This is a genomic window from Caballeronia eucalypticola (assembly GCF_047608185.1).
Classification (GTDB): Bacteria; Pseudomonadota; Gammaproteobacteria; order Burkholderiales; family Burkholderiaceae; genus Caballeronia.
Genome location: NZ_JBLKRU010000002.1, coordinates 205,062 through 228,710 on the forward strand (window position 1 = coordinate 205,062; position 23,649 = coordinate 228,710).

At 60.3% G+C, this 23,649-nt stretch carries 19 protein-coding genes; 6 read left to right on the forward strand and 13 right to left on the reverse strand.

Annotated elements, in window-relative coordinates; translation table 11 throughout:
- Positions 1-112: 112 nt before the first annotated feature.
- The 3 genes from ACMX25_RS03175 to ACMX25_RS03185 all read right to left on the reverse strand — a co-directional run bounded on the left by ACMX25_RS03175 (position 113) and on the right by ACMX25_RS03185 (position 4,415).
- On the reverse strand, positions 113-754 hold the full coding sequence (locus ACMX25_RS03175; RefSeq protein WP_414948095.1) for a VC0807 family protein: 642 nt from the start codon (positions 752-754) through the stop codon (positions 113-115).
- Between the two features lie 58 nt (positions 755-812).
- Entirely contained in the window at positions 813-1,115 is a 303-nt protein-coding gene (locus ACMX25_RS03180; protein ID WP_414948096.1) for a hypothetical protein, read from the reverse strand.
- An 87-nt stretch (positions 1,116-1,202) separates the two neighbouring features.
- A complete protein-coding gene (locus tag ACMX25_RS03185) occupies positions 1,203-4,415 on the reverse strand; it encodes a multidrug efflux RND transporter permease subunit (RefSeq protein WP_414948097.1) in 3,213 nt (1,070 codons plus the stop codon).
- 1,501 nt (positions 4,416-5,916) lie between these two features.
- On the opposite strand from ACMX25_RS03185, the gene ACMX25_RS03190 reads away from it, so the two are divergent.
- Positions 5,917-10,134: a CheR family methyltransferase gene (locus tag ACMX25_RS03190; protein WP_414948098.1), complete on the forward strand. Its 4,218-nt coding sequence runs from the start codon at positions 5,917-5,919 to the stop codon at positions 10,132-10,134.
- Positions 10,135-10,452: 318 nt separating this feature from the next.
- Here the strand turns inward: ACMX25_RS03190 and ACMX25_RS03195 are convergent.
- A protein-coding gene (locus ACMX25_RS03195; protein ID WP_414948099.1) for an IS5 family transposase occupies positions 10,453-11,468 on the reverse strand; the annotation gives its coding sequence in 2 pieces (ribosomal slippage) (positions 10,453-10,922 and positions 10,922-11,468; 1,017 coding nt in all).
- 91 nt (positions 11,469-11,559) lie between these two features.
- Between ACMX25_RS03195 and ACMX25_RS03200 the strand changes: the two genes are divergently transcribed.
- Both ACMX25_RS03200 and ACMX25_RS03205 read left to right on the forward strand, forming a co-directional pair.
- The gene (locus ACMX25_RS03200; RefSeq protein ID WP_414948100.1) at positions 11,560-11,727 is read left to right on the forward strand and encodes a type II toxin-antitoxin system RelE family toxin; all 168 of its coding nucleotides are present in this window, start codon (positions 11,560-11,562) and stop codon (positions 11,725-11,727) included.
- Complete coding sequence (locus tag ACMX25_RS03205) at positions 11,687-12,058, forward strand: helix-turn-helix domain-containing protein (protein ID WP_414948101.1); 372 nt, start codon at positions 11,687-11,689, stop codon at positions 12,056-12,058. The genes ACMX25_RS03200 and ACMX25_RS03205 overlap by 41 nt, the downstream gene beginning before the upstream one ends.
- A gap of 21 nt (positions 12,059-12,079) precedes the next feature.
- Here ACMX25_RS03205 and rng read toward each other — a convergent pair whose 3' ends face one another.
- The 9 genes from rng to upp all read right to left on the reverse strand — a co-directional run bounded on the left by rng (position 12,080) and on the right by upp (position 20,886).
- On the reverse strand, positions 12,080-13,549 hold the full coding sequence (gene rng, locus ACMX25_RS03210; protein WP_414948102.1) for a ribonuclease G: 1,470 nt from the start codon (positions 13,547-13,549) through the stop codon (positions 12,080-12,082).
- 7 nt (positions 13,550-13,556) lie between these two features.
- Positions 13,557-14,177 (reverse strand): Maf family protein, encoded by a 621-nt coding sequence (locus ACMX25_RS03215; RefSeq protein ID WP_414948103.1) that lies wholly within the window; start codon positions 14,175-14,177, stop codon positions 13,557-13,559.
- Between the two features lie 70 nt (positions 14,178-14,247).
- A complete protein-coding gene (gene rlmH, locus ACMX25_RS03220; RefSeq protein ID WP_414948104.1) occupies positions 14,248-14,718 on the reverse strand; it encodes a 23S rRNA (pseudouridine(1915)-N(3))-methyltransferase RlmH in 471 nt (156 codons plus the stop codon).
- Positions 14,719-14,807: 89 nt separating this feature from the next.
- The gene (rsfS, locus tag ACMX25_RS03225) at positions 14,808-15,248 is read right to left on the reverse strand and encodes a ribosome silencing factor (protein ID WP_414948105.1); all 441 of its coding nucleotides are present in this window, start codon (positions 15,246-15,248) and stop codon (positions 14,808-14,810) included.
- 17 nt (positions 15,249-15,265) lie between these two features.
- Entirely contained in the window at positions 15,266-15,991 is a 726-nt protein-coding gene (locus ACMX25_RS03230) for a nicotinate-nucleotide adenylyltransferase (RefSeq protein ID WP_414948106.1), read from the reverse strand.
- 70 nt (positions 15,992-16,061) lie between these two features.
- Positions 16,062-16,985 (reverse strand): oxygen-dependent coproporphyrinogen oxidase, encoded by a 924-nt coding sequence (hemF, locus tag ACMX25_RS03235; RefSeq protein ID WP_414948107.1) that lies wholly within the window; start codon positions 16,983-16,985, stop codon positions 16,062-16,064.
- Between the two features lie 218 nt (positions 16,986-17,203).
- Positions 17,204-18,493 (reverse strand): phosphoribosylamine--glycine ligase, encoded by a 1,290-nt coding sequence (purD, locus tag ACMX25_RS03240; RefSeq protein ID WP_414948108.1) that lies wholly within the window; start codon positions 18,491-18,493, stop codon positions 17,204-17,206.
- A 575-nt stretch (positions 18,494-19,068) separates the two neighbouring features.
- Positions 19,069-19,797 carry a YebC/PmpR family DNA-binding transcriptional regulator gene (locus ACMX25_RS03245; protein WP_414948109.1) on the reverse strand — a complete coding sequence of 243 codons (729 nt, stop codon included), beginning with the start codon at positions 19,795-19,797 and terminating at the stop codon, positions 19,069-19,071.
- 435 nt (positions 19,798-20,232) lie between these two features.
- On the reverse strand, positions 20,233-20,886 hold the full coding sequence (gene upp, locus ACMX25_RS03250) for a uracil phosphoribosyltransferase (protein WP_158936602.1): 654 nt from the start codon (positions 20,884-20,886) through the stop codon (positions 20,233-20,235).
- A 334-nt stretch (positions 20,887-21,220) separates the two neighbouring features.
- Between upp and ACMX25_RS03255 the strand changes: the two genes are divergently transcribed.
- The 3 genes from ACMX25_RS03255 to ACMX25_RS03265 are packed head-to-tail and all read left to right on the forward strand — an operon-like array spanning position 21,221 to position 23,448.
- Positions 21,221-22,000, forward strand: coding sequence for an SDR family oxidoreductase (locus ACMX25_RS03255; RefSeq protein WP_414948110.1), 780 nt, complete (start codon positions 21,221-21,223; stop codon positions 21,998-22,000).
- A 40-nt stretch (positions 22,001-22,040) separates the two neighbouring features.
- Positions 22,041-22,427, forward strand: a complete 387-nt coding sequence (locus ACMX25_RS03260) for a methylglyoxal synthase (RefSeq protein WP_299712802.1) — start codon at positions 22,041-22,043, stop codon at positions 22,425-22,427.
- Between the two features lie 46 nt (positions 22,428-22,473).
- Positions 22,474-23,448 carry a quinone oxidoreductase family protein gene (locus ACMX25_RS03265; RefSeq protein ID WP_414948111.1) on the forward strand — a complete coding sequence of 325 codons (975 nt, stop codon included), beginning with the start codon at positions 22,474-22,476 and terminating at the stop codon, positions 23,446-23,448.
- Positions 23,449-23,649: the final 201 nt, after the last annotated feature.

Sequence of the window (23,649 nt, forward strand, 5' to 3'; positions counted from 1 at the left end):
AAACGACCAGGGGCGCGTTTTGCGTTGGGAGCGTGGATGAAACGCGGGCCTCGGGAGCCTGTGAACCCATCGGCGCATTCGGTAGCCTTGCAGACCGAGATTGCTCACTGCACTACGAAGGACCTACAGCCTCCGTAGGCGCGGCCGTACCACGCCGCTGAAGCTTCCTGCGATATATCAGCGTCCATGCCGTCAACGCGCCATAGATCGCATATCCGATGAACGGCGAGACAACAAGGAAGCGCTCGACCGGCCAGTGCCACGCCAGCCAGGCTCGAAGCGCATTCTCGCCGGCCAGGCCGAGCCCCCAAACAGCAGTCATCAGACGCACTGACCGACGCAGCGCGGGCCGTTCTTTCCAGAGCGCCTCGAATCTTTCCGCGCCGCCTTCTTCCTTGCGCGCGACGGTTGCCCGGGCGAGATAAAAGGTGAGCGGACGCCGCAGCACGAGCGAAACCAGGAACACAACGCCAATAGCGCCCGACGCCATCGACTCGCGCATCAGCAACAAGCGCGGACTGCCGCCAAGCGCCATCAGCACGATGGACAACACGATCCCGAGCAGGACCAGGATGCTGAGGGCATCGACGCGACGGGTTCTCGCGAACTCCACGAGGCTCCAGACAACCGGCGGCACCGCCGACGCGTACAGCGCGCCGAGTTCACCCCAATGCGGCAACGCGAGCCGATACGCAAGCCACGGCAGCAGGAGATTGACCACGAGTTCAACGACAGCGCCTGCTCGAATCTTCATGAGGGATGAGTGCCGGGGAAGGGAAGCGGCAATGAAAAACACGCAGCGCGCGCGACGCTCATTGCGTGAACACGGACACGACAATAGCCAGCCACAACGCGCCTACGCCACCCAAAAACGCATGACGCGCAATACGCACGCGCGATTCATCGTCGGGACGTTTGGTTGGAGACGTGGCCAGCCAGGGCACCAAACCCAGGCACGCGAAACCGGCGAGCGCCAGCAGCGCGACGGAGATATCGCCGGAGCGCCAATGCGAGCCCTCGTGAATGCCCCAGTAACCGAGGAACACGATGCCGATGGAAAACACCGTCGATGCGGCCGAACTGAGCGCCTGAACGGATCCTGCAGGAAACTGCATGACATGCCTCCCGATGCGCGAAAGTACGCGAGATTGCCATCATAGGGGAAACGCATCGGCGAAATTGGCCGGCTGCGCCACGTCGAACTATCCCTCTTGCGAACCTTGCACGTCGCGACGCGGCGCCTCGGACTCGACGGCGTTTGGCGTCACCTTCTCCCGGCTCATCGACTGCACGCGGCTTTGAATAAACCGCTGCCCCGATACAACGATATAAAACGCCAGCGGCGTGAACACCAGCCCGAGCACGGTCGCCGTAATGGCGCCGCCGAATACGCCGGTCCCGATCGATCGCCGGCTTTCCGCCCCGGCGCCCGTGGACACGAGCAACGGCACGACGCCCAGCAAGAACGCCGCCGATGTCATCACGATCGGCCGGAAGCGCGCACTCGCCGCGGCGACGATTGCGTCCTTCAATGGCGCGCCATCGGCGTAAAGCGTGCGCGCGAACTGCACGATCAGGATCGCGTTTTTCGCCGATAACCCGATCACCGTGATCATCCCGACCTTGAAATAGACATCGTTGGGCATGCCGCGCAGAAGCATCGCGATCACGGCGCCAATCACGCCCAGCGGCACGATCGTCAGCACCGCGAGCGGAATGGTCCAGCTCTCGTAAAGCGCCGCCAGCGCCATGAACACGGCCAGCAGCGACAAGCCAATCAGGATAGGCGTCAGGCGGGCGGCACGCGTTTCTTCAAGCGCGGTGTCGGTCCAGTCATAACCCACGCCCACCGGCAGCGCTTGCGCGAGCCGCTCCATTTCGGCCATTGCCGCGCCGGAACTGACGCCGTTGGCGGGACGGCCGCTGACATCGAGTGAAGGCGAACCGTTGTAGCGCGTCAGCACCGACGGCCCGGTCGTCCAGTGCAACGATGCCACGGAGGACATCGGCACCATCTGTCCCGCGGCGTTACGCACCGACAGGTTCATCAGACTCTCTTCGGTCATCCGCGATGGCGCGTCGGCGGCGACCATCACGCGACGCATACGGCCGCCTGACGGGAAGTCGTCGATATACGACGAGCCGAAGGTGTTCCCCAGTGCGTCGCCGATCTTGTCGAACGAAACGCCCAGCGCATAAGCCTTCGCGCGATCGACTTCCAGCACGATGCGCGGCGCGTCAGGCAACGCTTCCGAGTGGACATCGGCGAAAGCGGGACTGCGGCGGGCCTGGTCGAAGAGCTGTTCGCGTGCGGCAGTCAGCGCGGCAATGCCAATGCCGCCGCGATCTTCCAGCCGCATCACGAACCCTTCGGAATGACCCATGCCCGGAACCGACGGCGGCATCTGGGCAGTGACCTCGCCGTCCATGATCTTCGAGAACCCGCGATTCAGCGTGTCGCGCAGCGTGGCTGCGTCGGTCGTGCGCGCCGACCAGTCCTTCAAATCGACAAAACACATGGCCACGTTCTGGCCGCTGCCCTGGAAACTCCAGCCGACCACGGTCGTCACGTTGGCCACTGCCTGCTGGCGTTTCAGGATGGCTTCCGCCTGCTCGACGACCGCGAGCGTGCGCGCCTGCGTAGCGCCCGCCGGCAACTGCACCATCACCTGAAGCTGCGCCTGGTCTTCCTGAGGCAGGAAGCCGCCCGGCATATGCAGATAAAGCAACGCGCATGCGCCGGCCAGCACGAGATACACCACGAGCATGGAACCCGCGCGGCGCAGCACGCGCGCGACGAGCCCGCGATATTTGCGCGAGGTCCAGTCGAAGGCGGCCGTAAAGCCGAACGAACGGCCACTGGCCCCGTGCGATCCATGCAAGCCGTGAGCACCATGCCGCACAGCACTGCGCGGCGGTGCTTTCAGCAGGTTCGCGCACAACGCCGGCGTCAGTGAAAGTGCCGTGAACGCGGACACGAGAATCGATGCGATCATCGCGACCGTGAATTGCCGATAAATCCCGCCGACGCTGCCGGGGAAAAAGGCCATCGGCACGAACACGGCGGTCAGCACGGCGGTAATGCCGACAATCGCGCTGCCCATCTGCTGCATCGCCCGGCGCGTGGCCGCGCGAGGCGCCAGTCCCTCTTCGCGCATCACGCGATCGACGTTCTCGACCACGACGATGGCATCGTCGACCAGGATCCCGATCGCCAGCACCATCGCGAACATGGTGAACACGTTGATCGACATGCCGAGCACATACAGCGCAAGCAGCGCGCCGGTCAGCGCAACCGGAATCACCACTGTGGGCACCAGCGCATAACGCAGGTCGCGCAGGAAAAGCCACATGACCAGGAACACCAGCAGCACGGCTTCGAAGAGCGTCAACGCCACTTCGTGCAGCGCGACGCGGACGAACTTGGCGTTGTCGGACGGAATTTCGACCGCCGTGCCCGGTGGCAGGCTACGCGACAATTCAGCCAGCTTCGCGCGGATCGCGGCGGAGGTTTCCATCGCGTTGCCTTGAGGCGAAAGCCGGATACCGATCGTTGCCGCCGACTTGCCGTTCAGCCGAGAAAACGACGCGTAGCTGTCGCGTCCCACCTCGACCCGCGCCACGTCCTTCAGCCGGACGGCCGATCCGTCGGTGCGCGCTTTCAGCACGATCTCGCCGAATTCGCCTGGCGAGATCAATTGTCCCCTGACCGTGACCGACGCCGTCAATTGCTGACCGGCGACGAAGGGCACGTCGCCAAGCGTGCCGGCGGTGACCGTCGCGTTTTGCGCCGCGATGGCTTGGGTGACGTCGGCCGCGGCCAGGTTGTATTCGCGCAGTTTCATCGGATCGATCCAGACCCGCAACGCCTCTCCGGCGTCCCACAATTCGGCTGAGCCGACACCCGGCGCGCGCTTCAGGTCGCGCAGCATATAGCGATTGACGTAGTCGCTGAGTTCCACGGAATCGCGCTGGCCGTCGGTGGCAGTGAGCGCGACCAGCATCAGGAACGTGCCAGTCGACTTGAAGACGCTGATGCCTTGCTGCACGACTTGCTGCGGCAGGCGCGACTCGATCTGCTTCATCCGGTTCTGGACATCGACCATGGCGATGTCCGGGTTGGTACCCGCCGAAAACGTGGCCGCGATTTCGAGTTCGCCGAGGCTGTCGCTGGTCGTTTCGTAGTATTGCAAGCCCTCGGCGCCGTCGAGGCTTTCTTCGATCACGCTCGCCACGGTGTTGTCGACGCTTTCCGGCGCCGCGCCCGGATACATCGCGTCAATCACAATGCGCGGCGGCGTCAGCCGCGGATATTGCGCGACAGGCAGGAAGGGCGTGACCAGCGCGCCCGCCACGAAAATGGCCAGGGCAACAATCCACGCAAAAACCGGACGATCGATGAAAAAAGACGGCACGCGGGTCCTGACGATTCAATGAGGTTGATTGAAGGCTACCGGGATTTGCCGATCTTCATCGGAAGTCGTTGCATCCGCAATCCGCGCGATATTTCCGATTTTTCGCGATTCCCGCGACGACCGTCGGTGACAACTTGGCCGGCATTGCGCCGATCTTGAGTGGCGGAACGGTGCGTCAAGATTGTTGTTCAAGACTAGCGAGCTTGAAACCTGGCGACGGTGGGATTTCTTGTTGGCTTTTGTCCAAGCGTCAGCGGAGTGATATTAAAAACTTAAAATAATTGTGTCCAGTATTATTAAGCGGATAGCTATTCAGGGCGTTATTTCGATAATGAAAGGTGACGAGATTATGCTTTTAAAGCATGGGCTATTAATAGATGTGATATTCGAGAAAACCCGTTGCGGGCAGATGGGATTAAAAATGGGTCAGCGTGCGAGTAGACGTAGATAGGTGATCATCGACAGGCCGTTCGGACGGCCTGTCGATCGTTGCGTGCTTATTGGCAAGATGTCTTGCTCGACGCGGCTTGCTCAAGCGTCGCGATGATCGTTTCTATATGGGCTATACGCTTGCGTTGCGCCGGCATGAGGCGCATCGACAAAAAGGAATTAACGCGATTGCGCCAATAGGACAAAGACAGCCCGTGAATCGATGCAACCCGGTTGATTATCTTTTCAAGATGCACAAGATCAGTTTCTATTAGTCGGTGATTCATCATGTTTCCCCGGTAGCGCCGATATTTTTGCGGTCACTGGTTATTGCCATCCGGGGCAACGCTGTTTATATGCGCTGTAACAACGGCCCGAATGATGTGGTGCTTTATCGAAAATCCGGCCCGTCAGGATGAAGCGCCTGAAGAGCCGCATCACCGTCGCGTTGGTCAATGCGAGGCTTGAACCTTTTTCAGCATGAGCCGTGCCACGTTCCGCCATGCTCTGAAAAAAGACCCTCGGTCCCTTCACTGCCAACGCTCGACGCCGATAGGGCCTACCGAACGCAATCGAGGCAACCGTGCAAAACGCCGCTTGTTCCGCACGCTTGTTACATTTACGCCGTGGGACGTAACGTTCGTTGCCGGCGTGAACGGAGCGACGAGTTGAAGCAAACGATAAACCGACCGAACGTGCTAATTAAGACGTTGATTTGAGACGTGTAATCGTTGCGGATTTAAACAACCCAAGTATGGTTTCGATAAAACCTACCGACAATTTATGAATTGTGTTTCTCGAAAATAATCATTTGTACCGAAACTTCGTCACGATTTTTCGCAATGTTCAACAAATACCGCTACGAAAATTAAGCAATTGAATTAACCAATAATCTTTTCTCCGCAATGCCGAATAAGGATTAATTTCATTGAAATAAGCAGACGACGATAACGTCGTTATTACCTGTTTCTATCTCGCGAGGCGGAAGGACACCCGGCGCGGATGGCCCAGGAAGCAGACTTGCAAATCGCTTTTGCCCGGCCGGTTTGCAAGTGCTCGGAAGGAGCCTCCAATGACCATTAGAAAGCCGCCCGGTGCCCGGATCAGTTCGTCCGCCGAATCCTCATCTTCATCCGCAGTGTCGTCCAATCCTCGTTCAGTCGATTTCCCGATTGTTGGTATCGGTGCGTCCGCGGGCGGCATCCAGGCCCTGATGCGTTTGCTTCAGGGCATGCCGGCGGACGGCGGCATGGCGTTCGTCGCGGTGCTGCATATATCGCCGAACCACGCGAGCCATGTCGACGAAGTGCTGCAACGCTCAATCTCCATGCCGGTCGTGCAGGTCTTCGGCACCACGCCAATCGAAAAGAACACGGTCTACCTGATTTCGCCGTCGAACGATTTATCGCTGGCGGACGGCTGTCTGCATGTCGTCCCGAGCGATCCGGTGCGACGAAAACCGGTCGCAATCGACCTGTTCTTCCGGAGCCTGGCGGACGCGCACCGGGCCCGCTCGATCAGCATCATCCTGTCGGGGATGGGCAGCGACGGTTCGATGGGGATAGCACGGATCAAGGAGCAGAACGGTATCAACATCGTGCAGGACCCGACGGACGCGGAATTTGACGAGATGCCGCGCAATGCGCTGGCAACCGGGTTCGTCGATATCGTGCTGTCGGTCGAGCGGATGCCCGCCCGCCTTATCGAACTGCGCGACAACGCCCGCGCGATGAAGATGCTGTATGCCGTCGACGAGTTGCCCTCGAATGATCCCGATGTTGAACACGGTATTGAACAGCGGATCGAGCCGGCTGTTTCGACCATCGACGACGATTCTGACGTGCTCCAGGCATTGCTGACCATCCTGCGCATCCGCACCGGTCATGACTTCCGGCACTATAAACGCGGCACGGTCATGCGGCGCATTGAACGGCGGCTGCAGGTGAATGGTGTCGCCGATCTGGCTGGGTACAAGCGGTTTATCGAAACGCATCCTGAGGAAACGACCGCGCTCCTGAAGGATATGCTGATCGGCGTGACGAATTTCTTCCGTGACCGTAAATCGTTTGATGCCTTCGAGCAGCGCGTCGTGGCGAACCTGTTCACACGGCGCTCGCCCGACGATCCGGTGCGCGCGTGGTCGGCGGGGTGCTCGACGGGAGAGGAGCCGTATTCGCTCGCGATGCTGCTGATCGAACATGGGCCGGTCGAGGGCAAGTTTCCGTTGATCCAGGTTTTCGCGACCGATGTCGACGCAAGCGCGATCGATACAGCACGCGCGGGCATGTACGCGGGATCAATCGTGGCAGACGTATCGCCTGAGCGGTTGCGGCGGTTTTTCGTGAAGCCGGGCGGCAGTTTCCAGGTGAGCAAGGAACTGCGCCAGAAGGTTGTGTTCGCTGTCCATAACATCCTGAGCGATCCGCCGTTTTCGGGCATGGACCTGATCTCGTGCCGCAACTTGCTCATTTACCTCGACAGGACCGTGCAGCGCCAAGTGCTGGAGACGTTTCACTTTGCGCTGCGGCCGGGCGGGTTCTTGTTTCTCGGCGCGGCGGAATCCACCGACATTGCAAGCGACTTGTTCGAGCAAGTGGACAAGCGCAACCGTATTTATCAATCGAAGCGCATTGGCGCGCGTGCCATGCCGCCGCTGCCGCTCATTCGTCCCGCCGCGATCTTCGACGTCCCCAGACGGATGGGTCTCGGGCGCGAGACATCCGCGTCACTCACGGCGCTGCGTCGGCGCGTATTCGAGCGTTACGCGCCGCCGAACGTCACCGTGGATCGCGATGGCGCCATCCTGCATATGTCCGATCACGCCGGGCGTTTCCTTCAGTATGTTGGCGGCGAGCCCTCGCGCAATCTGCTCACGCTCGTCAATCCGGAGCTGCGCGCGGAATTGCGGAACACGCTGCATCGCGTATTGCGCGACGGGGACAGCGTCGTGTCGCAGCGCGTGTGCTTTTCGCGTGGCGAGACGTCATCGTTCGTCAAGCTATCGGCACGGCTGTTCAAGGACAATGAGAGTGGCGAAGACGTGGTTGTCGTGTTCTTCGACGAGACAGAGAATGAGAACGAGGCCGGGAACGAAGCCCATGCAGCAGTTCAACCGAATTCGCCCGCACACGACGTCTCCGCCGATGTCACCAAACTCGGCGATCTGGAACAGGACCCGTATCGTGCGCAGACGCAGATGGACACGTTGAGCGAGGACGCCAGCGTGTCGTCCGAGGAGTTGATGGCGTCGAATGAAGAATTGCAGGCGATCAACGAAGAGTTGCGCTCGACCAGTGAGGAACTCGAAGCGGGCAAGGAAGAGCTGCAGTCAGTCAATGAAGAACTGGTGACGGTGAATCTGGAACTCTCCGACACCGTCACCGAGACCTCCAAGGCGAACGATGACCTGCGCAACCTGATCTCGTCCACCGGCATTGCGACGGTATTCGTCGATCGGGAAATGCGTATCAAGCGATATACGGCGCCGGCGGTCGGGCTCTTCAAGCTGATTGCGTCGGACATCGGGCGGCCGCTGCTGGATCTCACGCATCGGCTCGACTATCCGGAGATGGCCACCGATGCACGCGCGGCCTTCGACACGCTCACGTTCACCGAGCGCGAGGTCCGCACGGACCGCGGCGAATGGTTCCTTGCGCGGGTGCTGCCGTATCGCACGGCGGACGATCAGATTGACGGGGCGGTCATCACGTTGATCGACATCACGGCGCGCCGCGCGGCCGAAGCGGCGGCGCGCAGCAGCGAGGAACGCTTGCGGCTGGCCGCCGTGACCACAAACGATTACGCGATCATCGTGTTGGACATGAACGGTTTGGTTGTCACGTGGAACGGCGGTGCGCAACGCATCTTTGGCTATGTGGAAAGCGAAGTGCGAGGCCAGCCGCTGGACCTTATTTTTCTCCCCGACGATCGTGCAGCGCGCGCGCCTTTGCGCGAGCGGCAGCGCGCCACTCAGGCTGGCCGTGTGGAAGACGAACGCTGGCACGTACGCGCCGACGGCACCGAAATCTATTGCAGCGGTGTGACTACGCCTATCGAATCCGATCAATTCCGCGGTTACGCGAAGATTGCCCGCGATGTCACCGACAAGACCGGTATCGAGAGCCAGAAGCAACTGGCGCTTACGCTCGAACGCGCGATTCGTGCGCAGTCCGAAGCGGCGAACCGGTTGAAGGACGAGTTCTTTTCGGTGTTGTCGCATGAGCTCAAGAACCCGCTCAACCTGATTCACGTGAAGGCGGAATTGCTCACGCGCATACCCGATGTGCGGGAGATTTCGAGCGTGCAGGACGCCGCCGATGCCATTCAGCGTGCGGTCGCCGGGCAGGCCAGGATCATCGACGACTTGCTCGACCTGTCGCGTGTGCGTACCGGCAAGCTCGCGCTCCGCTTCGCGCCGGTGGAGATCGCGTCCGTGCTGCACGCGGTCGTGGCCGCGAGCGTGGCGGATGCGCAGGCGGGTGGCATTGAGTTGTCGGCGGTGGGAACCGATGCCGCCGTGATGATTCATGCCGATGCCGAGCGCGTCGAGCAGATGGTCTGGAATCTCGTGCGCAATGCGCTTAAATTCACGCCGCGTGGCGGACGGGTGCGGATCGCTTTATCGCGGCATGAGGGGCTGGTTTGTATCGAGGTGGCGGATACGGGGCAGGGTATTGATCCCGGCTTCCTGCCGCGTATCTTCGAGATGTTCAGTCAGGCCGATGGCGGCGGACGGCGGGACCGAGGCGGCCTGGGGATTGGATTGTCGCTCGTGAAGCAACTTGCTGAGTTGCATGGCGGGCATATTGAAGCGGAGTCGGCGGGGAAGGGGCAAGGTGCGCGCTTTCGGCTGTGGCTGCCGGAAAACGCATCGTCGGTGCCGGTGGAAACGCCGCGTGAAATTGTTGATCCGGGCATCTTGCGGGGCTTGCGGGTGTTGCTCGTCGATGACTCCATCGAAGCGTTGGAGGCGTTTCGTACGCTGCTCGAAATGGAGGGTGCGCAGGTGCGCGCGGAGCCGAGCGCCGAGCGGGCGCTTGAAGCGGTGGCGCAGGAGGAATTCGATGTCGTGTTGTCGGATATCGGCATGCCGACCATGAACGGCTACGAGATGATCGAGCGGATGCGAAAGACGCCGCGGACCGCGCGGCTGCCTGCGCTGGCGCTTACCGGGTTTGGCCGTGAGCAAGATGTCATGCGGGCGCTCGATGCCGGGTTTAACGGGCATTTGAGCAAACCGGTTTCGCTTAAAGGATTGGTCGCGGCGATTGACCGGAGTTTGCGGCGGTGAGGGGGAGGGGGTGTTCCGAGATGGCGGTGTTTGCAATATGTTAGCATTATGCTAACGTTTGTTATGTACATAATCGAATACACCAAAGATGCCGCCAAGGTACTTAAGACAATGCCGCGTAACGTCGCTGCTACGATCCAAGCGAAGATAAAACTGCTTGCGAACGATCCGTATTCGGCTGCTAAGGAAACGCTGAACAAAGCAGCATCGTGCAACGCTGTGCGCACGATGCGGATTCCTTCGTGAACCGGCAGCGGATTTGCCTACCAGCCGCTGAGAATTTTCACTTCTGTGGGGCTTTCCCCCCCTTTTTGCGCGCTACGCCGCCTTGCAGACGGAGTTCTCCATTGATTGCAGCAACGCTTTCTTTGCAATCACCAAATTGCCCAGCGCAAACAACGCATCGTACTGCGCACCGTTTTTAGCCAGGCCCCGGTAGCGAGCCTTCTTCTGGTTGAACAGGTTCTTCACCACATGAAACGGATGTTCGACCCGCGCCCGGATTTGCGCTTTGACCTTCTCCAGGGCCTGCGTCAACTGCTTCAACGGCCCTTCGGCCATGCCCTTTAGCTTGGCACGCTTCATCGCCACCGACCATTGCACTTGCGTCTTGATGGCACCGTCGCCTTGCGCCTTCATTATCTCTTCGCGCTTTTGCACTCCCGTGTAACCCGCATCGAGAAACACGTGATCCTCTTGACCATGCAGCACCTCATGGGTGTGTGCCACATCAGACTCGTTGGCCGCCGTGTAGTGCGTGCTATGCACCAGGCCCGACTCAGCGTCAAGCCCACGTGCGCCTTCATCCCGTGGTACCACTGATTACGCTTTTTCGTTTGATGCATCTCAGGGTCGCGCGCCTTGTCGCGATTCTTCGTCGAGGTCGGTGCGTTGATCAAGGTGGCGTCCACCATCGTCCCCTCGCGCATCATCAGCCCGCGCTCGCGCAAGTGCGCGTTGATTTCCTCCAACAGCACAGCAGTCAACTTGTGCGCCTCCAGCAGCCGACGAAACTTCAGCACCGTGGTCGCGTCCGGCGCCTCCTCATGTCCCAGATCAATACCGACAAATTGCCGGATGGCCGCGCTGTCGCTCACCGCATCTTCCAGCCCCTCGTCGGACAATGCGTACCATTGCTGCACAAAGTACAGCCGCAGCATGCGCTCCAGCCCAATTGGCGGACGCCCCCTCGCGCCCTTCGGGTAGTGGGGCTCCAATGCCCCCAGCAAGCGCGACCACGGCACGACTTGCTCCATCTCGCCCAGGAATTTCTCGCGCCGCGTAACCCGCTTCTTGCCTTGGTGTTCTGCACTCGCAAAACTGATTTGTCGCATCCGTATCGCTCCGTCGTCGTTCCAGCTCTAACAACGCTTCACTACGTCACAGCGTTTACAAACGCGTCGATTAAATCAGCGTTTCCCTAACGTGAAGAAACTGACCCGACGTGATGGCTGTCGGTTACGTGTTGGTGACTGGCGTGTTTTGTTTGAAATCAACGATGGCAAACTAGTGGTCTTGGTGCTTGCCGTCAAACCTCGAGGAGGGCTTACGAATGACCACCATCCAATTTATCGAACGCGACGGTCGTGCTGAATTCGCAATCGTGCCTATCGAAATTTGGAACCGCGTCGCGCCGTTGATCGAGGATCTCGATGACGAAGCGCTTTTTGATCAAGCGAAAGCAGCCGATGACGGTTTCCATGTGCCCGCAGTTGTGCTGGATGCTGAATTAGCCGGCGTACACCCAATACGCGCCTGGCGTGAATATCGCAAGCTCACTCAAGAAGCTTTGAGCGAAGCATCTGGCATCAGTAAACCGTACTTGAGCCAGATTGAAAGTGGGAAGCGAAACGGCACCTTCAAGAAACTTGCCGCGATAGCCGGGGCGCTTTCTGTACCCGTGGATATCCTCGGGCAGCAATAGCGTTTTGCTCTCGCCGAGTTCTCACATCAAAACAATATCGTATTGTTCCTGACTCAGGTTCGACTCAACCTGCAGCGAAACCGGCTTGCCGATAAAGTCCATCAGCATGGCCAGATGCTGCGACTCTTCCTCAAGAAACAGATCAATCACTTGCTGCGACGCCACCACGCGAAACTCACGCGGATTGAACTGACGCGATTCACGCATGATCTCGCGCAGCACGTCGTAACACACGGTGCGCGGCGTCTTGACCTGGCCTTTGCCATCGCAGGTCGGACACGGTTCGCACAGCACATGCGCGAGCGATTCACGCGTACGCTTGCGTGTCATCTCAACCAGCCCCAACTGCGAAAACCCGTTCACCGTCACGCGCGTTCTATCTCGCGATAACGCTTTCTTCAACTCGCCAAGCACTTGATCGCGATGCTCGACGTTCTCCATATCGATGAAATCGATAATGATGATGCCGCCAAGATTCCTCAACCGCAGTTGCCGTGCAATGGTGTGCGCTGCTTCAAGATTGGTTTTAAAGATCGTATCGTCGAAATTACGGGCACCTACATAACCACCCGTATTTACGTCGATAGTAGTCATTGCCTCAGTCTGGTCGATCATCAGATAACCACCGGACTTCAGATCTACCCGACGCGACAACGCTTTCTGAATCTCCGCTTCAATGTTGTACAGGTCATAGAGCGGGCGCTCGCCGCCATAGTGATGCACGCGCGAAGCCACAGCGGGTGTGAACTCGATCGCGAAGTCGGCCAGCATTTGATACGTCTCGCGCGAATCCACTTGAATACGCGAAGTCTCGTCGTTGACGAAATCGCGTAACACGCGCTGTGCGAGATTAAGATCCTGATGCAACAGCGAGGTTGGCGCCACCCGCTGCGCCTGCGCGACAATTGTTTGCCACGTCTTGCGCAAATAAGCGACATCAGCCGCGAGTTCTTCACTCGACGCATCTTCCGCGATCGTCCGGACGATATACCCGCCTTTTTCATCGACAGGAAGAACGGCCGTGAGCCGTGCCCGAATGGCCTCGCGCTCGGCCTCGCTCGCAATCTTTTGCGAGATCCCAATATGCGGTTCCTGCGGCAGATAAACCAGCGTCCGCCCCGCGATACTCACCTGCGTGGAAAGCCGCGCGCCCTTGGTGCCGATAGGATCCTTCACCACCTGCACCATCAGCGCCTGACCTTCGAATACGATCTTCTCGATCGGCGTATGCGGCGTGTTCGAATGCGTTTCGCCAGCAATACGGGGATGCCAGATATCCGCTACGTGCAGGAACGCCGCGCGCTCAAGCCCGATATCGATAAAAGCCGACTGCATGCCCGGCAGCACACGCACGACCTTGCCGAGATACACATTGCCAACGCGCCCGCGCGACAACGTGCGCTCGACGTGAAGTTCTTGCACCGCGCCTTGCTGAACGAGGGCAACACGGGTTTCCTGCGGTGTGACGTTGATCAGGATTTCTTCGTTCATGGACTGTTTAGAAGTCGACGCGCGCCACGCGCAGGAGTGCTGCTGTTTCGAAAAGAGGCAGGCCCATGATACCCGAATAGGACCCTTCGATCCGTTCGATAAACGCTGCCGCGCGTCCCTGAACGCCATACGCACCGGCCTTTCCGAGCGGTTCGCCCGTGGCCGCGTAACGCTGCAGTGCAGCACGTTCGACAGCGGCGAAGCGCACGAGCGAACGCGATAGAACAGGCGTGAGCAGAACGCCGTCGGCACCGACCACGGCAAGCGCTGTCAGCACCTCGTGATCGCGCCCGGATAGCCGTTCGAGCATGTCGACGGCATGGTCGGCGCTGTCTGGCTTGCCCATGATCGAGCCATCGAGCGTGACGGTTGTATCGGCAACCAGGATGGGCGCCACGCGATGATCGCCGTGAAGGCGGCGGGCATAGGCGGCTTGCGCCTTTGCCGCGCAAACGCGCAGCACATAGGCGTCAGCAGCCTCGCCGGGCAACTCGGCTTCGAGCGCTTCGGCGTCCTCATCGGGACGCGGCAGCAGCAACTCGAAGCGCACGCCGAGTTGCTGAAGTAGTTCTTTCCGCCGGGGACTTTGTGACGCGAGATAGACGAAAGGGAAGGTGGTTAATGGCATGTTCGCGGATAAATTGAAGGTCAGGCGCCGTAGCCTCAGGCGTAGTCGTTCAACGCTCCGATGCCACGCCTCAAGCGCGATGATAGGGATGATTCTGCGTGATGCTCCACGCGCGATAAAGCTGTTCGGCCAGCAGCACGCGGACCATGCCGTGCGGCAGCGTGAGACTTGAAACTCGCAGCAAGACTTCGGCACGCGCCTTGATTTGCGGGTCCAGACCGTCGGCGCCGCCGATCACGAACGCTACATCGCGTCCTTCCTGCTGCCAGTCCGGCAATGCGCCGGCAAGTTGCATGGTGGTCCAGTCGCGGCCGCGTTCGTCGAGTGCGACAAGCCGCGCATTCTTGGGCAGCGCCGCCTCGATCCGCACGCGTTCGGCGGCCATCACGCTCTCGGCGTTACGTCCCGATGAACGTTGTTCGGGTTTGATCTCGCGCAACTCGACGCGCAGCTCGGGCGGCATGCGTTTCGCATACTCGTCGAAGCCGGTCGCGATCCAGTCGGGCATCTTGTGGCCGACCGCAAGGATGTGAAGTTTCATGGCGGCATTGCGAAGCGCTACGCCCGCGCTATCTCCGCGCTTCTATGGCGACGGACAGCGCGACGTTCGCGTTCGGCCAGTGTTCAGTGTTAGCGCCGCGTAGTCTTGCGAGCCGGCTTGGCGGCGGGCTCGTCGTCCTCGTCTTCGTCCGACACGCTGACCTGGGCGCCGCTGAAGCCACCCGAGCTTTGCAGCTTGACGCGCACGGGTTTGTCGCCCCAGACCTCTTCGAGGTTGTAGTACTGGCGCAGCGCCGGTTGCAGGATGTGGACGACTGCGTCGCCGCAATCCACCAGCACCCATTCGCCAATCTCCTCGCCTTCGGTGCTGAGGACGTCGCCGCCCAGCTCCTTGACCTTGTCGCGCACGCTGTTGGCTAGCGCCTTGGTCTGACGATTCGATGTGCCGCTCGCGACGATGACACGGTCGAAGAGGGCGGTCAGGTGAGTGGTGTTGAACACCTTGATGTCCTGCGCCTTGACGTCTTCGAGACCGTCGATGATCGCGCGTTGAAGCTTTTGAATTTCCATATTTTTACCGATGGTTTTTACCGATGATACAAGTGGTGTTGAACAATATAGTCCCATACGGCGGACGGTACATGACTCTCGGCGTCTATCTCGCCCGCCGCGTGCGCCCGCAGGCGTTCTCCCAGCTGCTCGCGGATTTCGGTCGCCGACACTTCCAGCTCCAGTGCGGAATCAATCAGCAGATGGCCGTGCGGCGTGGATTGCAGCACCTCAGCCGGCGCGCTGCGCGCGGCAATTTCCTCAGCGACAGCAGGAGAAACCGTTGAGACGTCAAATCCAGCGCGGGTTTCCACGCACACGTGCGCAAATTCGAACAGGCGTTTCCAGTCGCGCCATGAATCCAGGTGGACAAGCTGGTCGGCGCCGATCAAAAGCGACAGCGACGCGTCCGCACCTTCTCGCGCGCGCCAGCGAGCCAGCGTCTCCACGGTATAGGTTGGGCCGTCGTGGTCGATTTCATCGGTGGCGACAATAACCTGCAAACCTTCCACATGCAGCGAATCCGCTGCTGCGCGGGTCATGGCAAGCCGATGATGCGCCTCGGTGACATCCTTTTTTTGCCACGGCTGACCCGCCGGCAACAGCACAAGTTCGGTCAGGTCGAGCAACTCGGCGAAACGGCGCGCGAGGGCCAGATGAGCGTCGTGAATCGGGTCGAACGTGCCGCCCAGCAAACCGACACGTCGAGCACAAGGGAGGTTCGGTTTCAGTGGACGATCCTCTTCGGGGACAGATTGCAACAAGTGCAACGCTCAGGTCTCATAGTCTGCAGCTAGTCTGCGGCTTCTTTCGTGATTCTTGGTTCGTCGTTCTTTATAGCCACTCTCGCGCCACCAGGAAATCGGAGTAAAGCCGGGCTTCGGGCGTACCCGGCTCCGGTTTCCAGTTGTAGCGCCACGTGACAGCCGGCGGCATCGACATCAGGATGGATTCCGTACGGCCGCCGCTTTGCAGCCCAAATAGCGTGCCACGGTCGAAGACAAGATTGAATTCCACGTACCGGCCACGCCGGTACGTCTGGAACTCACGCTGCGCTTCGCTGTAAGGCGTGTCGCGCCGGCGTTCGATGATCGGTAGATACGCGGCCAGGAAACTGTCGCCGACGCTGCGCATCATGGCGAACGATTCGTCGAAACCGGGTTCCGAGACGTCGTCGAAGAAAATTCCGCCGATCCCACGCGATTCATTCCGATGCTTGAGATAAAAATACTCGTCGCACCATTTCTTGAAACGCGGGTACAGATCCGTGCCGAAAGGTGTCAGCGCATTCCGGCAGACGCCGTGAAAATGCTGCGCGTCTTCCTCGTAGCCATAGTACGGCGTGAGGTCCATGCCGCCGCCAAACCAGAACAGCGGTGGCTCACCCGCTTTCGTCGCGATCAGCAGGCGCACGTTCATGTGCACGGTAGGGCAGTGCGGATTGCGCGGATGCATGACGAGCGACACGCCCATGGCCTCAAAACCACGCCCGGCCAGTTGCGGACGCGCGGCGCTCGCCGAGGCTGGCAAAGCGTCGCCGGCTACATCGGAGAAACCAATGCCACCGCGTTCAAAAAACTGACCGCCTTCAAGGATGCGTGTGCTGCCGCCTCCACGCAATCGTTCTTCCGGGCCGCGCTGCCAGGAATCGATAAGGAATTCGTTGCCATCGAACGCGCCAAGCGTCTGCGCGATCTGCTCTTGCAAACCGGTCAAATAAGTGCGGACAGCTTGTACGTCGTAGGTTGGAGCGGTCATCGTGAACGGTTGTACGGCTTGCGGGCAAATAGCACGGAGTGCGGAAACCCTGGTTCGGTCCAGAGTTGCCTGGCCTCGTGCGCGTTCCTTCTAAAACACGCTGCCGGACGCGAAGGTCCGGCAGTGCGTTGCTCAATGTGCTGCGATCTTGCGGTTTTGGAGATTTCCCGCGATGGCATCGCGACATTAGCCGGCCACGTAGCCAGCATCTCCGCGCTTCAGCCGTGCCGGTCTGTCGCTTTACGATTCAGAGCGCGATAACCAATGTCCCGCCGATACTGCATGCCGTCGAACGCGATCTGATTGATCGTATCGTAGACCACGGACTGCGCGCCGCGTACCGAGTCCGACAAACCCACGACGCACAACACGCGTCCGCCCGATGTGCTGAGCTTGCCGTTTTCCAGCGTAGTGCCGGCATGGAACGTCACGGCTTCCGGCGTCTCCGGAGGAATGCCATTGATCCGGTCACCCTTGCGCGGCGTGTCCGGATAGTTGTGCGCAGCCAGCACGACGCCCAGCGCCGTACGCCGGTCCCATTCGATCTCCGCGGTCGCCAGCGTCCCGGCAATCGCCAGTTCCACCACTCTCGAGAAATCGCCCTTCAGGCGAGCCATGATGGGTTGCGTTTCCGGGTCACCCATCCGGCAATTGAATTCGAGCGTTTTCGGATTGCCATGTGCGTCGATCATCAGGCCCGCATACAGGAAACCGGTGTAGCGGATGCCTTCCTGTTCCATGCCACGCACCGTCGGCAGGATAATTTCGCGCATGACGCGGGCGTGCAGTTGCGGCGTGACGATAGGCGCGGGCGAATAGGCACCCATTCCGCCGGTGTTCGGGCCCTTGTCGCCGTCGAGCAGACGTTTGTGGTCCTGACTCGACGCCAGTGCAAGCACGTGCTTACCGTCCACCATCACGATAAAGCTCGCTTCCTCGCCGTCCAGGAATTCCTCGATCACCACGCGCGCACCGGCGTCGCCCAGTTTGTTGTCGGCGAGCATGGAATCCACGGCCGCATGCGCTTCTTCAAGCGTCGTTGCCACGACTACGCCCTTACCGGCAGCCAGACCGTCGGCCTTGATGACGATGGGCGCGCCTTTCGTGTCCAGATACGCGTGGGCAGCGGCGATGTCCGTGAACGTTTCGTATTCCGCCGTCGGGATAGCGTGGCGCTTCATAAACGCCTTCGCGAAGTCCTTCGAGCTTTCGAGTTGCGCGGCTTCCTTGGTCGGGCCGAAGATCTTCAGGCCGCGCGAGCGGAACAGGTTGACAATACCCGCCGCGAGCGGGCCTTCGGGGCCGACCACGGTCAGCGCAATCTGCTCTTTCTCGGCGAAATCGGCGAGTGCGGCAGGATCGGTGATGTCGACATTGAGCAGACGTTCGTCCTGAGCCGTGCCGCCGTTACCCGGCGCGACATAAACCATCTGCACGCGCGGCGACTGCGCGAGTTTCCAAGCGAGCGCATGTTCGCGACCGCCGGAACCGACGACGAGTAACTTCATTTAAATCCTCGAAGATCTTAAGAAATTCATGGCGGCAGGAGGGCGGACCGGTTTGAATCGATTGGTACCGATTCAAGCTCATTTAAACGGGTCCACCGCGCCTGATCCGCGGATATCTGCTTTTGCGATGCGCCGGATCTCGGCCGGTCGTCTGCCGAATTGCCGTCGGGTGTTTTGACCCGGAGAAGTGGTTCGCGCCATCACGCGGCTGCGTCACTCGACTTCCCGGCTGTCAAACACAACTTCCGGCCAGGTTCGGCTCACTTCAATAAATACTAACTGGCCTGTATTTCGGGAGCATGCTCGGCGCAGTTCGCCGGCTTGCCTTTCACATAACGCGCCAGCCGATCCGTTTATTCACCCATGACGGCGCTATTCGTCTACCCGCGCCCGGCACCGCTGATTAATCAAATAAACGACTGAAACGCATCGGCTACCCATGCAGCAATCGAGCCAGAAACGGGCAAGGGCGCGTTCCATGTCCTGCCGGTCAAAACCTTGCTGCACGGCCGTTCACGTAAGTGGAGCGGCGCGGCTTGATGGCCGCCCGACTCACCGACTTACTTACCCAGCAATCATTCCAGGTCGATGGCCGCGTTGGTATACACCTCTTGCACGTCGTCCAGATTTTCCAGCGCGTCGAGCAATTTCTGCATTTTCGCCGCTTCCTCGCCGGTGAACTCGACTTCAGTCTGCGGCTTCATGACGACTTCCGCCACTTCGGCCTTGAAACCCGCGGCTTCCAGTGCGTCTTTCACCTTCTGGAAGTCGTTGGCCGGGCAAACCACTTCCATGCTGCCGTCGTCATTCGTTACCACGTCGTCCGCGCCCGCTTCGAGCGCCGCTTCCATCAGCTTGTCCTCGGACGTGCCGGGAGCGAACAGGAACTGGCCGACGTGATCGAACATGAACGCCACCGAGCCGTCCGTGCCCATGTTGCCGCCGAACTTCGAGAACGCGTGGCGCACTTCCGCAACGGTCCGGGTACGGTTGTCCGTCATGGTGTCCACGATGATCGCCGCGCCGCCGATACCGTAGCCTTCGTAGCGGATTTCTTCGTACGTCGCGCCATCGACACCACCCACGCCGCGCTGGATCGCGCGGTTGATGTTGTCCTTGGGCATGTTGGCGTCGTAGGCCTTTTCGACGGAGAGCCGCAGTCGCGGGTTCGTGTCCATTTCTCCGCCGCCCATGCGTGCCGCGACCTGAATTTCCTTGATAAGACGCGTCCAGACCTTGCCACGCTTGGCATCGGTCGCCGCTTTCTTATGCTTGATGTTGGCCCATTTTGAATGACCCGCCATACCTTTCTCCATCGCGCGCGAGTTGCTCTCGCACGCTTGTGTGTCAATGATGCCGCCCTATCCCGAAAAGGCGCTTTTCGCCGGCCGGCATTTTATGTTCGCGCCGCATAATGCAGGGCTTGAGTGCCACACGCACACCCGGTTCCAGGGTTCTGCGGGGCCGGACAGGTTGCTGAAAATCTGCAAATTCACGCAAATTTACGATTCCCGCGAATTGTCACTCTCGCCGACAACCTGCAACCAACCGAATGACGCCAGGAAGTCCCGTCATTTGATTCTTCAGCCGGCCAAGCGCGGCCACTTATTTGGCGGACCCGAATTTTATCATGGCGCGCCGCTTCGGCAGGCGTTGGCCTTGCTCCGACGGTGCGCACGCCCTTGCTTGTTCCCGCGTTGGCGCTCGATTCTGCGCTTGTTACTGCTCGATTAAATGCGCTAGTTTTTCGTGCCGAATAGCCGGTCGCCGGCGTCCCCCAGGCCCGGCACGATATACGCGTGCTCGTTCAGATGCGAGTCGAGCGAGGCCACGTACAGCTTCACGTCCGGGTGGGCGTCCGAGAAAACCTTCACGCCTTCAGGCGCTGCAACCAGCGCCACAAAAATGATGTTCTCACCCAGCACCTTGCGCCGTTTCATGACGTCCACGGCATGAACCGCCGAATAGCCGGTCGCCAGCATGGGATCGCACAGGATGAACACGCGCTCTTCCAGATCGGGTGGCAGGCGCACGAGATATTCGACCGGCCGGTGATCCTCCGCGCGATACACGCCGATATGGCCGACCCGCGCCGATGGAATCAGGTCGAGCAACCCATCCGACATGCCGATACCGGCCCGCAGAACCGGCACGATTGCCAGCTTCTTGCCGGCAATCACGGGTGAGTCGATGGTGACCAGCGGTGTTTCGACACGCTTCGTAGTCAGCGGCAGATTGCGCGTGATTTCATAACCCATCAGCAGCGTGATCTCGCGCAGCAACTCGCGAAACGTCCGCGTGGACGTGTCCTTGTCCCGCATGTGCGTCAGCTTGTGCTGAATCAGCGGGTGACTGAGGATGAAGAGATTGGGAAAGCGGCTGTCCTGTTTCATGGAATTCGCGCGGTTGCCGCGGCATTAAGTGTGGATTCGGGTGAATCGGGTGTTTCGTTCAGCTCTGACACCGCGTAGGTCTTGCGTGGCTGTGCTCAAGCAATGACGCCAGTTTACCCAAATTAGGCGCGCCTAAAGTGGAGATTGGCGGAGATTGCGGGCGATAGGTCGTCCGGTCTATTGCGCGGCCGACGTCCGATCCCTCATTCTTCTAGAATTGCATCACGCGGTCCGCACAGAGGGCGGCGAACCAGGATTCGGCACCAGACTTCATTACCCCGGGCGGCGACCGTTTCCAGCGGTTTTAACTCGGGCAACCAGAAAGGGACAGCAAATGGACATGGGAATCAAGGGGCGCACCGCGCTCGTTTGCGCGGCCAGCAAGGGCCTGGGACGCGGTTGCGCCGAGGCGCTGGCAGCCGAGGGTGTCAACTTAGTGATCCTGGCGCGTACGCCCGGTCCGCTTGAGGCCACGGCCGAGCACATTCGTACAAACTTTGGCGTGACTGTGACGGCCATAGCGTGCGACATCACCACGGCGGAAGGCCACGCCGCGGCGCTGGCCGCGTGTCCTGCGCCGGACATCCTCGTGAACAACGCCGGCGGCCCGCCGCCCGGGGATTTCCGCCAATTCTCGCGCGACGACTGGATCAAGGCGCTTGATTCGAACATGCTCACGCCAATCGAACTTATCAAGAAGACGCTCGACGGCATGATCGAGCGTGGCTTTGGACGTGTCGTGAATATCACGAGCTCGTCGGTGAAAGCGCCTATCGACGTGCTGGGTCTGTCGAACGGCGCGCGCTCAGGCTTGACGGGTTTTGTTGCAGGGTTGTCGCGCAAGGTCGCGGCGACGGGTGTCACCATCAACAACCTGCTGCCGGGTTCTTTCGATACCGATCGGCTCGTCAGCACGTTCGAGGCGGACGCGAGGGCGACCAATATTTCGTTTGAAGAAGCCAAGAAACGCCGCATGAGCCGGCTGCCGGCGGGCCGCTTCGGTACGTCGGAGGAGTTCGGGAAGGCGTGTGCGTATTTGTGCAGCGTCCACGCCGGCTACATCACGGGGCAAAACCTGCTGATCGACGGCGGCGCTTATCCAGGCACATATTGATCGTCGATCGCTACAAAACATTACAACCAGGAGGCATTCGATGACCCCACGCGTCGCGCTGATCGCGCACGACATGAAGAAAGATGACATCGTGGCGCTGGCCGGCGAATTTGCGGCCACGCTGGCGCAGTGCCGGTTGGTGGCAACCGGTACGACCGGTGCGAGGATTGCGGCGGCCCATGGTCTGGAAGTGGAGCGCAAGCTCTCCGGACCGTTCGGCGGCGATCTGCAAATTGGTGCTGAACTGGCCGAGGGGCGGGTTGATGTCGTGGTTTTCCTGCGCGACCCCATGACGCCGCAACCGCATGAGCCGGATATCAATGCGCTGGTGCGCGCATGCGACGTCCACAACGTCGCGTGCGCGACGAATCTGGCGACAGCACGCATGATTCTCGATGATCTGAAGCTACGCCTGGACCGGGTTTAGGCATCGCTACATAGCGGCCGGCACTCGCCGGCAAAAGGAGACAAGGGTGACAAAGGCAATTCGATTCGATAAAACCGGTGGCCCGGAAGTGATGAAATGGGTCGACGTCGAAGTGGGCGAACCCGGCAAGGGCGAGATTCGCGTGAAACATCATGCGGTCGGCTTGAACTTCATCGACGTGTACTTTCGTACCGGGCTATATCCCATTCCGCTGCCCGCTGGACTCGGCATGGAAGCGGCGGGTGAGGTAACTGCGGTCGGTGAAGGCGTGACAGGGTTCAATGTGGGTGACCGCGTGGCTTACGCGTCGCGGCCGCCGGGTGCTTATGCGCAGGAACGGGTCATGTCGGCGCAGTATGTCGTGCGTCTTCCCGACGCCATAGCGTACGAAGACGCGGCGTCGGTGATGTTGCAGGGCCTGACTGCGCAGTATCTGTTGCGACGGACGTATCGCGTGAAAGCCGGCGACACGATCCTGATTCACGCGGCGGCGGGTGGCGTAGGCATGCTGGCGTGCCAGTGGGCGAAGGCGCTCGGCGCGACGGTGATCGGCACGGTTGGGTCGGACGAGAAGGCTGAACTCGCGAAGGCGCACGGCTGCGATCATCCGATCGTCTATACCCGCGAGGATTTCACGAAGCGGGTGCGCGAGATCACGAACGGCGCGGGCGTGCCGGTGGTCTACGATTCAATCGGCAAGGACACCTACACGGCATCGCTCGACTGCCTTGCGCCGTTGGGGATGTTCGTGAGTTTCGGCAATACATCCGGGCCGTTGCCACCCATCGATTCGTCCGAGTTCGCGGGACGCGGTTCGCTGTATTTCACGCGTCCCACGTTGTTCAGCTATATCGCTAAACGCAGCGATCTGGAGGAGATGACGGGTGAACTGTTCAATGTGTTGAGTACAGGCCAGGTCAAGACCAGCGTACGGCAGCGTTATCCGCTGGCCGACGCGGCAAAGGCGCACGAGGATCTGGAGGCGCGCCGGACCACGGGATCGACAATCTTCCTGCCTTGACACGAGCGTGAAGCGGGGCGGACGCGGCTTTCGTCCACGCCGCGCCGTCCAAAGCGGAAGGCGAAATGCGTTGAGCTCTGCGGAGAGACCGCCGCGATCCGCGTTCCTCAAATCCCCTCAAACGCCCGCTATAAGGCCGCAGCACCAAGAGCCGCAGCACCAAGAGCCGCAGCACCAAGAGCCGCTGCGAAGGTCTCCCAC